We start from the raw sequence: 14912 nt of genomic DNA on the forward strand, positions 1-14912 counted from the left end.
TGCTTTTTGTCCGGGCTTTTTATATTTCAGACAAAGGGAACCCTCCCATTTGTCTGAAATATAAAAATTTGTTTACTATTTTTTACTTAATAGATTGCCAAAAATGCTGCAAATAACTATCTTCAATCGGCCCATTAACGATTTCATAGGTATATCCATTTATTATGATCATGTTTTTCTTATCTTTTTCATCAAAGGCTACAAATCCACTTTTATCATGGCAATAAAAATTGATTGCATAATAAGAAAAATCTACTCTCCCCTTTAAATGACTATTCATCTTATATTTATATTCTCTTAGCCATCTGGTTAGTTCCTTAATTTTTTCTTCATTTTCTGTTACGTTAGATTGTCCGTCCTTTAATATTTCTACTTTGTAAACACTATCAAGGTTAAACCCAATCGCTTCATCAATAGTCTTTACTCTATAATCATACCAATTTTTAATTAAAATAGCAGAAAAATAAATTAACAAAACCCATAAAATAATCTTTGCTTTTTTACTCATTTTACCACCATTAACTTCATAAATTCTAAGGACTTATTCTGACTTTTTATATCTTTACGGTATAAAATTTCTATAGCTTAATCACTTTGCAGCGGATTAAATTTTATCAAAAACTCAACAGGTTCTCCTCTAAAAGTAGCTTTTTTTTCTTGCACACGAGTTCCACCGTCAAGTTCTGTATCTATTCTTTTTATTTTCCATTCTTTTTCTTCTTTTACAAAAGTATATTTTCGTAAGTAATAGTTATAAATAGTATATCCTTTATAAGTCGTTACTGCTTTTCCCTTTGAAAAAATATATTTATTTCCACCCTCGTTGTATACTTTTGAAATTTGTACTTCTACTTCAGTTTTTGCAGGTTTAATAATATCTCTAAGTTTTTTTAACTCCTCTTCCGTAAAAAGGGCGGTATTTTTCCCTTTTACCATATTTATAGCTTCTGGGAAAAGAACCCATGCTGGATCATACGTTATTATTAACTGACCTTCATATAATCTATTTTCATAAAATTCTTTTGTAAATTTTGCAACCTCCTTCACTTTTTTAATATAATCGTCCGTAGTCAAATACCAATTCGCATACTTGTTGTTCAATTCTTCTATTGCTTTTACTTCCTTTAACAATTCCTCATCAGTATTATTAAAATCACACCCAATAAAAAAAAGAAAAAGGAATGATAGAAGAGAAAGTATAATGATATTCCTTTTCATCAAATGCCACCCCTCTATTTAATTTTTATGTGCCATTAATAAGTCGGTAAAGAACTGCTAAATGTCGTATGATATTCTTCTCTAACTATAGATAAACCTGTATTAGGCTCAGTATATTCTATGCGTGTAAGTGTTCTGTAATAAGAACCATCTGGTGCAAGGATTTCTTTTAACACAGCTCCTTTTGCAAGGTTTAATTGAATGTAATAAACAGCGTCATTAATTACTGGATTGGTTTTTGATACTAAACGTATTTTTTGCCCTGTTACTGCATTTATTTCCCATGTCTCCTCCCAACTATACCAAACCTTATGTTTCAATGTACCAACTCGAATACCATTTACATTCAACGCATAAGGGATTTCTCTATAGTCAGAACGGTACACTGTAACATAGTCTGCAATATATTCTGGTTCAAGCTTTTGAATATTTTTAGAATCACTAGAATTTGATACCATAGCAAAAGAAGTAGAAAATGTTACAGCAATCAATAATGAAAAAGTAATAAGAAGTGAAAACATTTTTTTCATTATTTCCATTATTTTTTAACTCCCTCCTTTTACTAATTCTAAGGACTACCGGTAGTTCCTTCTATATCCATGGTATCTTATTTCTAGCATCTTGTCAATTGACCAAAAGTATAAATTTTTATTAAAATAACCCTTACTTTTGTACTTTAGTACAAAAACTAGGTCTTCATCCTCTAAAATTTGTACTAAAGTACAATCTAACATTTTTATCCCCTATAGTGATGTAAGACAATAAAAACTTATATTAAATCTAACTTTGTTGCCTTGTATATGCAGTCCTTCACATTCTTTGTTCCCAATAGTTTGTATTTCCTTTTCTTCCGAAATCTCAACCATTACCAGATCGTCTAAGCTAAGATTCTTATTTTTTAATTCTTGATTATAAATTTGAAAAACCTCACTTAATTGGGCTTGTGGAATATTCGTTTTTGTTACCAAAAAGTATAATGGTAATTCCTTTCCTTCTATCACACCCGTGATAAAATCTTTGTTCATTACTATAGAAATAGTTGCTTCATCACTCCCTATAATAGCTTCCCCCTCATAAGTGTAAAAACTTGATTTCTGGTGTATGATACTACTTTTGTATTCAGCTGAAAAAGAAACATAAATACTGCTCAGCTCAAAATAACCAAAAATTTTATTATTGGTTATTTCTATGCTACAATTATTAAAAACATTATCCATCTCTAAATATCCTCTTTTTACTAAATTGTAATATTTATGTAACATTGTTGTAATACTTTGATTTTATAATGCAACATTTAAAGAAAAAAATAAAAGAGCAGGAATTTCCTGACACTGTTTCGAGTTATTCTTACTTGTCCCTTTTATATTTCTTCCAGTGGATGTGGATATTTTTGCTTAAAATCCAGACAGATGAACCTCCCCTTGTCTTTTGTCATACTTTATCCAGCATATATCCTTATGAGTTCTAGTATAATTACAAATATTACAACACAACTTACTATCAGCCCCATAATTATCCCTATTATTCGTTTTGATTTACTACTTAATTTATTAAATCTTTTAAACATGGTTTAATATCTCCTCTCTAATAAAAATCTGATTACTTAACGGCAATAAATACAGTTTACAAAATTAATGCTACTGCATATTACAAAGCGTTAACTTTGTAATATGCAGTAATTTATAAAAACAACATCCAAAAATATTTAAACTGAAACTTTAAATGTCCAGAATCCTTTAATTATTCGTCTTGAAAAGTTAATGTTCTGAAAAATTAATCTTCACCACGCGAATTAATACTTTTAAATATTTTATAATTTATTTACCCATCCTCCAGCATTGTTGTAAATATCACCCCACACTCCAACTTGAACAGTCTGGATTGGAATTCCTAAATCTATCATAGTTAAATCTGCAGTAGAATATGCTTTATCCCCAAAAATCCAAGCAGTTTTTCCACTCCACGAATACGACCAGGCTGGAGCTAATAAATTTCTTGATACAACATGATCATATCCAACTATACTTAATATCGAATAATTATCATGTTCATACTTAACCCATGAGGTTGTTTCAAATACGGTTATTCCAAATACTTCTACCCAGCGTTTATATGTTGCAGTAGTCAGTTCAATTGATGAACTAGAAATTGTATAATCTCTTTTATCTAGTAATTTATCAATACTATTATCAACTACTATATCACCAGCTAAAAAGGTTTCTTTTTCGCTATCTCCTAATGCTTTAAACACATCCCTCATTAGTTCTTTATTATTAATTATTTCAATGAATTTTTCTTGCTTATCTTTTGTTAAAGATTTGTATTTATATAGCGCATTTATAATAGCATTTTTTTCTTCACTATTACTATTATTGGCTTTTTGGATTAAATAAGATTCATATTCTTGGGGTGAATTAACCATTAATTTTTTATTGTTTAAATTCGAAATTTTTAAATCGGTAGCAGAGGCTGGACTCAAAGTTGAAATTGAAAGAAACAATGCAATTGCAAACAATAAAATTAACTTTTTAATATTTAAAGACTTTTTTACCATTATTAACACCACCTGTATTATTTTTTAACATGTTATTATCTAAAATATATTCTCTTTTTCTAACACTTTCAACTCCTTTCCTAATAATTCTAAGGACTACCGATAGTTCCTTCTATATCCATGGTATCTTATTTCCAGCATCTTGTCAATTGACCAAAAGTATAAATTTCCACTAAAATAGCCCTTACTTTTGTACTTTAGTATAAAAACTGGATTTTCCTCCTTTAAAATTTGTACTAAAATACAATCTAACATTTTTTGTCCCTTATTTAGTGATGTAAAAACAATAAAAACTTATATTAAATCTAACTTTGTTGCCTTGTATATACAATCCTTTACATTTTTTGTTCCTAATAGTTTGAAAATTTTCCTTTTATGATACTTTATATTGCTTAGTGACATATTAATTGTTTTTGCAATTTCTTTATCTGTTTTCCCTTCTGCCGTAAGCTTGAGTATCTTTGTATCTATTTCGTCAAATTTTTTCTTTATTCTTTCCATCTCAAATTCCTGGTAATTTCTTTCTATATATCTTGCTATTAAAAATACTACTGCGACTAAATTATCATTAAACTCATTTTCAGAAGATATGTCTACTATCCCTATCAAATTTCCTTCTTTATCAAAAATAGGCCCAGCAGTACAATTTAACCTTTTTAAATCTTCAATATAGTGCTGTTCTTTTCTCACAACCGCTATATTCTTCTCTCTTATCGCCAGTGATACTGCATTTGTACCTGCAATTTCTTTTTTTAATACCATACCCTTTTTTAAGTAAAAATCGATATCGACATGGGGTAAGTTTAATTCCAGTATTACACCTTCTTTATCAGTTAACAAAAATATAAAGTTTCTAAAATCATTAATATCTTTCAAATCTTTAATGCTTTTGCGAAAAGCTTTAATTAATGAATACCTTTTGCTATCTTCAACAATTTTTACATTATTCAACGCTACTAACTTTTTATCCGGTGTTAAGCCCCTTTTTAAACATCTCCCCCACGACTGTTCAAATAGACCCTTATGTGTATCAAATCTTATGACCTCCCCCATATTATCCCTCCTATTTTACTACTTCTACATATTAATATAAATCCCTCCTTTGTTTACCAAAATTTTATATTTTGTAACATTGTTGTAATATTTCAATCTTCTAATGTGTTGTATTAAAAAGAGCAGGATTTCTCCTGCTCATGTTTTTATATATTTCTACTTGTCTGTATCCGTTGTCTAAAAAATGTTACAGCAAACTTCCAAATTTTTTTACAAATCTCGTTTTAACGTATTGCGCCAAAGTCAAGTATGCAAGAAGCGTAGCTGCCAAGAACAAGAAGTATATTGCTGGTAGAGGCGTCATCCCAAGTTTAACTCCAAAAGAAGTAAATGGCACAATCGTTCCTACTGTAACAGCTGCTGAGGTAAAAAGTAATAGTGGCCATGAAGCAATGCTTTGTATAAAAGGAATCTTCTCGGTCCTAAGCATGTGAACTACCATTGTTTGCGTCCATAAGCTTTCTACAAACCAGCCTGTTTGGAAAAGTGAAACAAATTGGAGTTTAAGTGCTTCAGGCAACAAGAAGTAAGAACCACCTATAACCAACGGACCAATTACAAAAAACATCAAAGCATAAGTGGTTATATCAAAAATTGAACTAGTAGGTCCAAACCATACCATGAAATTGCCTATATTTGCAGCATCCCATTTTCTTGGCTTTTGTATATACTCTTTATCCATTGTATCCCAAGGCACTGATGTCATTGACAAATCATAAGTTAAATTAAGGAAAAGAAGTTGCAATGGCTGCATTGGCAAAAAAGGCAAGAATGCACTTGCTACTAAAACTGAAAATACATTACCAAAATTAGAACTCGATGTAATTGCAATGTATTTCATAATATTTCCAAAAATTCTGCGTCCTTCTACAACTCCCTCTTCTAATACCGTAAGACTTTTTTCTAAAAGTATTATATCTGCTGACTCTTTTGCAATATCTACTGCAGAGTCAACAGAAATTCCAACATCGGCTTCTCTTAGTGCAGACGCATCATTGATACCGTCCCCCATATATCCAACAATGTGGCCTTTGCTCTGAAGTGCCTTTATTATTCTCGATTTTTGCATAGGAGAAAGTTTTGCAAAAATTGTCGTCTTTTCTGCTACTTCTGCTAATTCTTCATCTGTCATATTCTCTATTTCATTTCCTAATAGAATATTCTCTACAGCAATCCCCACTTCTTTACAGATTTTCTTTGTCACTATTTCATTGTCACCAGTAAGAATTTTTACATCTACTCCATGTTCTTTTAAGGCTTTTATCGCATAAGGTGCAGATTCTTTTGGCGGGTCTAGAAAACCTATATAACCCATGAGAACCATCTTACTTTCATCCGCCACACTGAAAACTCCCTCTGGTGGAACATCATTTTTTTGAGCTACGGCAAGCACCCTCATTCCGTCTTCATTTAATTTTCTTACCATTTCTCTTACTTCTTGGCGTATTTCATCTGTCAAAGGAACAACTTCACCTTTGTACTCAGCGTATTCGCAGATGGAAAGCACTTCTTCAACGGCGCCTTTCGTTACAAGCTGCCTTTTCCCACCTTCGCTCTCTAAAACTACAGACATTCTTCGCCTTACAAAATCAAAGGGTATCTCATCAACTTTTTTGTATATTTTATCTAAACCATTAAAGCCCTTTTCAACTCCATACTCTAAAATAGCTACATCCATCAAGTTCCTTAGACCTGTTTGATAATAACTGTTAAGATATGCATGTCTTAAAACTCTGTCATCTTCATTTCCATGTATATCAAGATGTTTTTCTACAACTATTTTGTTTAATGTCAAAGTGCCAGTCTTATCAGTACAAAGTATATCCATTGCTCCGAAATTTTGAATAGCATCTAATCTCTTGACAATTGTCTTATGTTTTGCCATTGTCACAGCACCTTTAGCAAGGTTTGTAGTGACTATCATTGGAAGCATTTCGGGAGTAAGTCCAACAGCTACAGCCAAGGCAAAAAGCAATGCATCCAACCAATTACCCTTTGTAAGGCCATTTATCACAAAAACAATTGGAAACATAACTGCCATAAACTTGATAAGCACTTTGCTGACATTGTTAATACCCTTTTCAAAACTTGTCATTGCCCTATGCCCTACAAGGGACTTTGCCATTGAACCAAAATAAGTACGGTCACCTGTTGAAAGAACTACAGCAATAGCAGAGCCACTTACTACATTGGTACCCATAAAGCATATATTTTCTAAGTCTGAGAGGTTTAAATCCTTAGCTTTCCTTTTTTCTTCTTTTAAATCCGGATATTTCTCAACTGGTTCAGATTCTCCTGACAAGGTCGCTTGGTTTATGAATAAGTCCTTGGAAGTAATAACCCTAACATCTGCAGGTACCATATCTCCTGCTGCCAAATGTATTATATCACCAGGTACTATTTCTTCCATTTTTATTTCTCTCTCACCTGTATCTTTGCGAATAACTGCAGCAGTTGTGTGGACAAGAGCTTTTAGTTTTTCAGCTTCTACATTAGAACGGTACTCTTGAATAAAACGAAGTAGCCCACTAACCGTTACCATTATAGAAATAATAATTATAGTGCTCCAATCCCTGTCTTGAGGTGCAGTAAAAAGCACATCAGTTATATATGACACAATTGCCAAAAATACCAATATGCCTATGAAAGGATTTATAAATGCTTTAATCAATTGAATATACCAAGGATCCGGTTTTTCATGAGCTACCTCATTTAACCCATACATTTCAAGCCTATCTTCTGCTTCCTCAGAAGTCAGCCCTTCTATATCTGTACCTAATTGTGCCAAAATTTCATCAACATCTTTTCTGGCAAACTCAATTAATTGAGAAAGTATCATATCTGTGAAGCCATTTTTCTTTGCGATTTTGATCATTCCCATACACCTCCAAAGCACAATAATAGACTAAGGCTGCTGAGTCTTTTGCAACCCTACAATTACAGTATTTGTTTTTTTGTGAAAAACTTTCGTATTTAGACGATGGAATTAAAAGGAATAGTTTTGGAGGTATATGTAATAGGACATCAAAAGAAGGGATAAATGGGCACTCCTACCAAGAACAAAATTTATAAAAAAGGCCACCTGTGAGAAGAATGGACGTGGCCCGAAACTATGCCCATCCTTCTTCAATGTCATATTACATATACCTTTGTGGCTTTTACTACTACCTCCACCGTCCATTCTTCTCACCTCCATTTTTTTGCAAATTAAAAAACCTCTCAACGAATGAAAGAGGTTTTTAAACATTTCAATTCGTTGAGCTTTGGCACTATACAGCTTTGGAAGACTCTCCAGCTGCATTAAGTAAAACCTTAATTCGGTAATACTTGTTGACCCGTTAGCATCTCTCGATGTTTCCGGGCAGCAGCGTGTATCTGTATAGGAGCCTCACCTAACGATTGTATTAACTTGTGCCCTTCTACATTATATTCTTCTATTTACAATCTGTCAATCTATTTTGAAAAATTTTTTACAAAAACAACTTTGTACCTATAAAATGGGTTAGATAAGAAAAAGTAATACCTATCGTTGAGCCCATTAATACATCTGAAGGATAATGCAGTCCAATGTATATCCTTGAAATCCCTACAAGTACTGCCAGCGAAATAAAGAACACTGCAAGGCTTGGAAAAAACATCGAAAAAGTCATAGCAAGTGAAAAACTGGCAGTAGCATGACCTGAAGGAAAAGAATAATCTTTTAAAAGATATTTAAAAGTATTTGTATTAGCCAATACCATATAAGGCCTTGGTCTTGTGTATTTTCTTTTTAAGAGTTGAACAAACAAATGACTGCTTACAAGCGCGGTTAAAGCTTCTAAAGCAGAGGCTTTCACATTGTTTTTTCCGAAAAATACTAAAAATAAGCAAGAAAATATTGTAAAGAAAGGACCGCCTATATGAGTTATTTTGGGCATTATTTTGTCCAATATATTACATTTTATTCTTTCGTTTATATAGAAAAAAATGTTTTTGTCTTTGTCAAGAAGCACTCTTTTTATTTGCATCAGCAAAATCCCCTCCCTACAATCTCATTTCACTAATGCTTTTATCGAAATTTTTCCGCACAATTTCACACACTCTATCAGCGGAATTTTTATAAACCAATTCTTCCATTCTTTTTTAATTTACTTAAGTTTATCAAGGTCTTCAAACAACAATTCTCTTGATTTTAAATTTTATATTCTTTATATATACATTATCGTACTTTTCAAAAGCTTTTTCAACAGCCTTTGCTACTCTTTTATGGCCTGTTCCTATTTATCCATGGGCTTTCCCATAACCTTTGATTAAATTATCTTATGATAACATTAAAAAAACATTATAGGGATGTTAATTTTATATTAAATTTTTTCTTACAAAATATTATACCATTATTTTGGCTATCCATTGAAAAAATAAAAAAGGGGAAATACCCCTTTAAGCAATTGCTTTCTTTTTAATTTCCTCGATAGCATTTCTAACTTGAGGAATTAGTGAAACTGCAAAACATATTGCCACTTCTACACCTATTATGCTTCCATTAACTAAAAGTGAATAAACTATAGGACTCATTCCTTTTGGCGCATAGCTTGCAAAAAAGAATACTCCGGATAAAAAGTGAGAGAAAAATCGTCCAAATCCACCGACTAAAATTCCCAAACTCAGGTTTTTTCTAAAAAAGCCAGCAAGTCCTAATGCACCAAAAGCCAAAGGATAGTCGAGAAGTACTTGCACCCATTGGACTATAAAGGGGTCTTGAATAAGTTGCAAAAGTCCATATGCCATACCAACAATGACGCCAGGACCTGGTCCATAATAATACGCAAATATAAAAAGTGGAAGCATGCTGGCAGGCGTTATGGAACCACCCTGTGGCCAATGGTAAAACCTTATATATGACAGCACAAAAGAAATAGCAATTGAAAGTGCCCCATATACCAACATTTTTGTGTCAAACTTAACACTTTTCCTCATTAGATATAGAAGAAAAGCTGCCAGCAAAATTGCCAATATAATCGACAATGTCACCGGTTTTATTTTAGCAAAATCAGAAAATATACTTATAATGTAAGACATAATAAAAAAACACCTCCAGTTAGTGAAGCTATGTTCGCTGAAAAAAAATACCGCGAATGCGGTATTTTTAAGCCGCATTCCCTACGTAGGCATTACCCTCGTCAGGTTCCAAGGGTTTGGCTTAAAAGCCATCTCAGCCATTAAGGCTCCCCCAGCGGACATAACCACCTATTTTGTTTTCACTTTAACTTTATCATTTTTTGCTGCATATGTCAATAATGATTATTAAATGCTATTAACTTGCCATCTCTTCCTCTTTTTCAAACTGACTGTTATAGAGACTTGCATAAAAACCGCCTTTGGCAAGAAGCTCTTCGTGGGTACCTTGCTCTATAATATCTCCATGGTTCATGACAAGTATCAAGTCAGCATCCCTTATCGTAGAAAGCCTATGAGCGATTATAAAGCTTGTGCGTCCTTTCATAAGGTAATCCATCGCTTTTTGTATTTGTATTTCTGTAAGGGTATCTACAGAGCTTGTAGCCTCATCGAGTATGAGAATTTTGGGATCTTTCAAAATAGCTCTTGCTATAGTTAGTAACTGCTTTTGCCCTTGAGAAATATTTGTGGTCTCTTCATTTAATACCATGTTATAGCCCCCTGGCAATGTCTTTACAAAACTGTCAACATGAGCTGCCTTAGCAGCTTTTATAACTTCCTCATCAGTAGCATCGAGACGGCCATATCTTATATTGTCCATAATAGTACCATTGTAAAGCCAAGTATCCTGAAGCACCATGCCAAAAAGTGAACGCAAATCTTCTCTCGTAAAATCTCTTATATCATGCCCGTCAATCAAAATAGCTCCTTCATTCACATCGTAAAAGCGCATTAAAAGTTTCACTATAGTAGTCTTTCCTGCTCCAGTAGGACCGACAATTGCAACTTTTTGTCCTGCCTTAATAGAAGCAGAAAAGTTATTTATCACCATTTTATCAGGTCTATATCCAAAACGAACATTTCTAAATTCAACATTGCCTTTTATATCTTCAACTTTTACAGGCTGTGGATTATCTGAAACTTCCTCTTCTTCCTCCAAAAACTCAAATACTCTTTCTGCACAGGCAGCAGTTTGTTGCAGTATATTGGAAATATTTGCAATCTGGGCAATAGGCTGTGTAAAAGATCGGATGTACTGTATAAACGCCTGAATATCCCCCACTTCTATTGCATTTTTTATGACCAACCAACTACCCAAAACTGTAACCGCCACATAACCCAAGTTTCCTATTACATTCATAAGTGGCATCATAATACCTGTCAAAAACTGTGACTTCCAAGCTGCTCCATACAAAGTGTTATTTAATACATCAAACTTTTCAATGCTCTTTTTCTCTCCATTAAAAGCCTTTACTATATTATGGCCTCCATATACTTCCTCCACATGACCATTTACATGCCCTAAATAATCCTGCTGCTCTCTAAAATACATTTGTGAATGTTTGACAATAAAGGCAATTACCAAAGAAGACAAAGGAATTATCAAAAGCGCCACTAAAGTCATAAGCCAGTTTATGGTAAACATCATAATCAAAACGCCTACTACTGTCGTCACAGAAGTAATTATCTGAGTCAAGCTTTGATTGAGAGTCTGAGTAATTGTATCCACGTCATTTGTAATACGTGACAATATTTCCCCTTGATTTGTGCTTTCAAAATATTTCAAAGGCAGGCGGTTAATTTTTTCAGAAATTTCTTTTCTAAATCTATAGGTAACTTTCATCGCAACCCCAGACATTATCCATCCTTGCAGGTATCCGAATAAAGCACTTAAACCATATAAGCCTATGAGAATTAGAATTATCTTTCCTACATATTCAAAGTCTATGCCACTGCCTTGCCCTGTTATTTTATTCATTACACCTTCAAAAATTTTGGTTATGGCTTTACTGAGTATTTTAGGACCCGCAATGGAGAAGGAAGCACTAAGAGCTGCTAATATAAATACACTTATTATAGAAATTTTATAAGCTGATAAATATTTTATCAACTTTTTCATTGTGCCTTTAAAATCTCGCGCTTTTTCTCCACCGCGAACCATGCCATGGGGACCGCCTCCCATTCCTGGCCCGCGAAGTCTGGGTATCTGTTTGGGGTCTATTCTTCTATTTTCACTCATGCCAATTCCTCCTCCGACAGCTGTGATAAAGCTATTTCTCTGTAAGTTTGACAGTTTTTAAATAGTTCTTTGTGTTTTCCTATGCCCACAATTTTACCTTCTTCAAGCACTATTATTTGGTCTGCATGTAAAAGAGTTGACACCCTTTGTGACACCATTATAACAGTGCTTGATTTTAACCTTTCTCTTAAGGCTTTCCTTAAAACTGACTCTGTTTTAAAGTCAAGAGCTGAAAAACTTTCATCAAAAATGTATATTTCAGGCTTTTTAACAAGAGCACGAGCAATGGAAAGCCTCTGCTTTTGCCCTCCTGAAACGTTTGTTCCTCCTTGTGCAATCTCTGAATCAAATTTCTTGGTCTTTTCATTTATAAATTCCATTGCTTGTGCAATTTCTGCTGCTTCTTTTACTTCCTCGTCCGTAGCCTGGTCATTTCCGTATTTCAAATTTGATTTAATTGTACCGCTGAAAAGCCAGCTTTTTTGGGGTACATATCCTATTCTGCGACGCAGGTCTTCCTGTTTTACCTCTCTTACATCTACACCATCAACCAAAACCTGTCCTTCTGTCACATCGTAAAATCTTAAGATCAAATTCACTAAGGTACTCTTTCCAGAACCTGTTCTTCCTATTATGCCTACTGTCTGCCCTGGCAAAATCTCGAAATTTATATCCTTTAAAGCGTATTCTTCAGCACCTGGATATTTAAAAGATACATTCCTAAATTCTACAGTTCCAGCCATATTTTCATTAAATTGTTTTGGATTTTCTGGGTCTCTTATAGAAGGCTCTGTAGCCAAAACCTCAGCAATACGCTCTGCCGATACTGATGCTCTTGGTATCATTATAAACAGCATTGAGAACATCAAAAATGCAAAGATAATCTGTATAGCGTATTGCATAAATGCCATCATGTCTCCAACTTGCATGCTGGAATTTTGGATTTGGTGAGCTCCTACCCATACTATCAAAAGAGTAATTCCATTCATCACAAGCATCATACATGGAAATATAAATGCCATAGCACGATTTACAAAAAGCCCTACTTTTGTAATATCTTGATTAGCTTTGTCAAAGCGCTCTTCTTCAAATTTTTGATTATTAAAAGCTCTTACCACCATTATTCCTGACAAATTTTCACGAGTAACTAAGTTTAATCTATCAATCAATTTTTGCATTAGCATAAACTTGGGCATCGCAATGGAGTACAATACTGATATTATACCTAAAAGTACTATTACTGCTAAAGCTATAATCCAAGACATTGAAACACTTTTGCTAAGTGCTCTAAATACACCACCTATACCCATTATAGGCGCATAAAACACCATTCTTATCATAATTACAAGAAGCATTTGTATTTGTGTAATATCATTTGTAGTTCTTGTTATCAAAGAAGCCGTAGAAAATTTGTCAAATTCAGCATTAGAGAAGCTCTCTACTCTTGCAAATAAATCTCTTCTCAAATCTCTCGCTACTCCAGCTGCCACTTTTGATGCAAAAAATGCTACCATAATAGTGCTTAATGCACTCAGTCCAGTTATCAATAGCATTATAAGGCCAGTATGAAGAATGTAATCAGTTTGAATTTTGTCTGTATTTATGCCAATTGCCTTGTATTCTTCTTTTACAGCCATTGTTGCAGCTTGTATAACCATATTGTCACCTAAAGAAGCAAACTTTTTGTTCATTTCATCTCTTATTTGCATAAGTTGCTCTTCTGGCAATTGAGACATCATAGCAAAGAGGTCTACATTTGCCGGTATTTTCTTTCCATTAAATTCTATACTTCCGTTTTTTGCACTGGTTTTAGCTTTTTCCACACCTGTAACAGCTAAAAAGGCTTTCCCCATAGGTAAATTTATTTTGTCAATTTCTGATTTATCTACGCTTTTAAGGACATATACAGGCTCTTTTGAAAGAATAGGATATTTTTTTACATATTTATCATAATCAGGACTGGATTTGTCTACTAATGTATAATCTTTTAAAATCTCTTCCTTTTCTTCAGGTGTAACAAATAGCAAAAGTTTATCCATTTCGCTTTTCCTTATAGCCTCAGGCACTGCATTTACTATGCCACCTTGCTGTATTCCATTGTTAACTATCTTGGACATATAGTCAGGCAATGACAAATCACTCATTGCTTGAACAAATATAAAGAACACTGCTAAAAAAATCAACAGAATATAGGGTTTTAAATATTTCGCCAGTTTTACCATACCAACACCTTCTCCTCCTAAAAATTTGCCTCGATTTCTTTTGTGAGAACTACTTCTTTTTAAATTTCTACTTCCTCAACTTATTTACTTAATTTTGTTATACTTCCTCACTATAAATCATGTTGTTTTTCCAATATTTTTTTCAGTGCTTCTAATCCTTCAATTATTTTATTAAGGTCTTGTGGGCTTGCTCTACTTATTAATTTTTCAAACTTCTCTTCAGCTTCTTTGAAATGTTTTTGAAAAGTATCTTTAAACTTAGGAGTCACACTGACATAAACAACTCTTCTATCTTCAGTGCTTCTCGTCCTCTCTACCAAGCCTTGCTTTTCTAATCTGTCAATAATGCCAGAAACAGTGCTATTGGAAAGCCCTAATCTCTGACTTAAGTCACTTACTTTCATTTCACCGTAATGAGCTAAAATGCCCATAAGCATTCCTTGAGGACCCGTAATATCAAAATCTTTACACTCATATTTCATAGAATGCTTTATAATATCCATTATTTGTTTTAAAAGCTTAAGTATCTTTAATCCATTGTTTATCTCTTCCATCTTCACCACCGCAAATTATTTCGTATTAAAATATTTTGTATGCAAATATTTTGGACGCAAAATATATTTTACTCTTCTCATAATATCATGTCAAGATTTCTTAAAGCTTTTCAAAAAAATAAAATAAAAAAACC

Annotated in this window: 12 protein-coding genes and 2 riboswitches; all 12 genes read right to left on the reverse strand. The window is 33.2% G+C overall.

What is annotated here, in order from left to right; translation table 11 throughout:
* Nucleotides 1–82: 82 nt before the first annotated feature.
* The 12 genes from TKV_RS10980 to TKV_RS11040 all read right to left on the reverse strand — a co-directional run bounded on the left by TKV_RS10980 (nt 83) and on the right by TKV_RS11040 (nt 14778).
* On the reverse strand, nt 83–508 hold the full coding sequence (locus TKV_RS10980; RefSeq protein ID WP_049685956.1) for a hypothetical protein: 426 nt from the start codon (nt 506–508) through the stop codon (nt 83–85).
* A 77-nt stretch (nt 509–585) separates the two neighbouring features.
* Nucleotides 586–1218: a hypothetical protein gene (locus tag TKV_RS10985; protein WP_049685957.1), complete on the reverse strand. Its 633-nt coding sequence runs from the start codon at nt 1216–1218 to the stop codon at nt 586–588.
* 35 nt (nt 1219–1253) lie between these two features.
* Nucleotides 1254–1739, reverse strand: a complete 486-nt coding sequence (locus TKV_RS10990; RefSeq protein ID WP_148307272.1) for a hypothetical protein — start codon at nt 1737–1739, stop codon at nt 1254–1256.
* 222 nt (nt 1740–1961) lie between these two features.
* Complete coding sequence (locus TKV_RS13045; protein ID WP_049685959.1) at nt 1962–2435, reverse strand: hypothetical protein; 474 nt, start codon at nt 2433–2435, stop codon at nt 1962–1964.
* A gap of 593 nt (nt 2436–3028) precedes the next feature.
* Nucleotides 3029–3772 carry a hypothetical protein gene (locus TKV_RS11000; RefSeq protein WP_049685960.1) on the reverse strand — a complete coding sequence of 248 codons (744 nt, stop codon included), beginning with the start codon at nt 3770–3772 and terminating at the stop codon, nt 3029–3031.
* A 294-nt stretch (nt 3773–4066) separates the two neighbouring features.
* Nucleotides 4067–4825, reverse strand: a complete 759-nt coding sequence (locus TKV_RS11005; RefSeq protein WP_049685961.1) for a LuxR C-terminal-related transcriptional regulator — start codon at nt 4823–4825, stop codon at nt 4067–4069.
* Between the two features lie 187 nt (nt 4826–5012).
* On the reverse strand, nt 5013–7700 hold the full coding sequence (gene mgtA, locus TKV_RS11010; protein ID WP_049685962.1) for a magnesium-translocating P-type ATPase: 2688 nt from the start codon (nt 7698–7700) through the stop codon (nt 5013–5015).
* A gap of 364 nt (nt 7701–8064) precedes the next feature.
* A riboswitch (M-box (ykoK) riboswitch) is annotated at nt 8065–8232 on the reverse strand.
* 63 nt (nt 8233–8295) lie between these two features.
* The gene (locus tag TKV_RS11020; protein WP_049685964.1) at nt 8296–8832 is read right to left on the reverse strand and encodes a phosphatase PAP2 family protein; all 537 of its coding nucleotides are present in this window, start codon (nt 8830–8832) and stop codon (nt 8296–8298) included.
* Nucleotides 8833–9244: 412 nt separating this feature from the next.
* Nucleotides 9245–9883: an energy-coupled thiamine transporter ThiT gene (thiT, locus tag TKV_RS11025; RefSeq protein WP_049685965.1), complete on the reverse strand. Its 639-nt coding sequence runs from the start codon at nt 9881–9883 to the stop codon at nt 9245–9247.
* A gap of 60 nt (nt 9884–9943) precedes the next feature.
* Nucleotides 9944–10046: riboswitch (TPP riboswitch) on the reverse strand.
* 72 nt (nt 10047–10118) lie between these two features.
* On the reverse strand, nt 10119–12002 hold the full coding sequence (locus tag TKV_RS11030) for an ABC transporter ATP-binding protein (RefSeq protein WP_049685966.1): 1884 nt from the start codon (nt 12000–12002) through the stop codon (nt 10119–10121).
* The gene (locus TKV_RS11035; RefSeq protein WP_049685967.1) at nt 11999–14224 is read right to left on the reverse strand and encodes an ABC transporter ATP-binding protein; all 2226 of its coding nucleotides are present in this window, start codon (nt 14222–14224) and stop codon (nt 11999–12001) included. Before TKV_RS11035 ends, TKV_RS11030 begins: the two co-directional genes overlap by 4 nt.
* Nucleotides 14225–14334: 110 nt before the next feature.
* Nucleotides 14335–14778, reverse strand: a complete 444-nt coding sequence (locus tag TKV_RS11040; RefSeq protein ID WP_049685968.1) for a MarR family winged helix-turn-helix transcriptional regulator — start codon at nt 14776–14778, stop codon at nt 14335–14337.
* Nucleotides 14779–14912 lie beyond the last annotated feature (134 nt).

The sequence above is a fragment of the Thermoanaerobacter kivui genome, from assembly GCF_000763575.1.
Classification (GTDB): Bacteria; Bacillota; Thermoanaerobacteria; order Thermoanaerobacterales; family Thermoanaerobacteraceae; genus Thermoanaerobacter; species Thermoanaerobacter kivui.

Bases quoted from the DNA above. Each gene is read 5' to 3' on its own strand.
- TKV_RS10980 (WP_049685956.1), bottom strand. From the start codon at position 508: ATGAGTAAAAAAGCAAAGATTATTTTATGGGTTTTGTTAATTTATTTT.
- TKV_RS10985 (WP_049685957.1), bottom strand. From the start codon at position 1,218: ATGAAAAGGAATATCATTATACTTTCTCTTCTATCATTCCTTTTTCTT.
- TKV_RS10990 (WP_148307272.1), bottom strand. From the start codon at position 1,739: ATGTTTTCACTTCTTATTACTTTTTCATTATTGATTGCTGTAACATTT.
- TKV_RS13045 (WP_049685959.1), bottom strand. From the start codon at position 2,435: ATGGATAATGTTTTTAATAATTGTAGCATAGAAATAACCAATAATAAA.
- TKV_RS11000 (WP_049685960.1), bottom strand. From the start codon at position 3,772: ATGGTAAAAAAGTCTTTAAATATTAAAAAGTTAATTTTATTGTTTGCA.
- TKV_RS11005 (WP_049685961.1), bottom strand. From the start codon at position 4,825: ATGGGGGAGGTCATAAGATTTGATACACATAAGGGTCTATTTGAACAG.
- mgtA (WP_049685962.1), bottom strand. From the start codon at position 7,700: ATGATCAAAATCGCAAAGAAAAATGGCTTCACAGATATGATACTTTCT.
- TKV_RS11020 (WP_049685964.1), bottom strand. From the start codon at position 8,832: ATGCAAATAAAAAGAGTGCTTCTTGACAAAGACAAAAACATTTTTTTC.
- thiT (WP_049685965.1), bottom strand. From the start codon at position 9,883: ATGTCTTACATTATAAGTATATTTTCTGATTTTGCTAAAATAAAACCG.
- TKV_RS11030 (WP_049685966.1), bottom strand. From the start codon at position 12,002: ATGAGTGAAAATAGAAGAATAGACCCCAAACAGATACCCAGACTTCGC.
- TKV_RS11035 (WP_049685967.1), bottom strand. From the start codon at position 14,224: ATGGTAAAACTGGCGAAATATTTAAAACCCTATATTCTGTTGATTTTT.
- TKV_RS11040 (WP_049685968.1), bottom strand. From the start codon at position 14,778: ATGGAAGAGATAAACAATGGATTAAAGATACTTAAGCTTTTAAAACAA.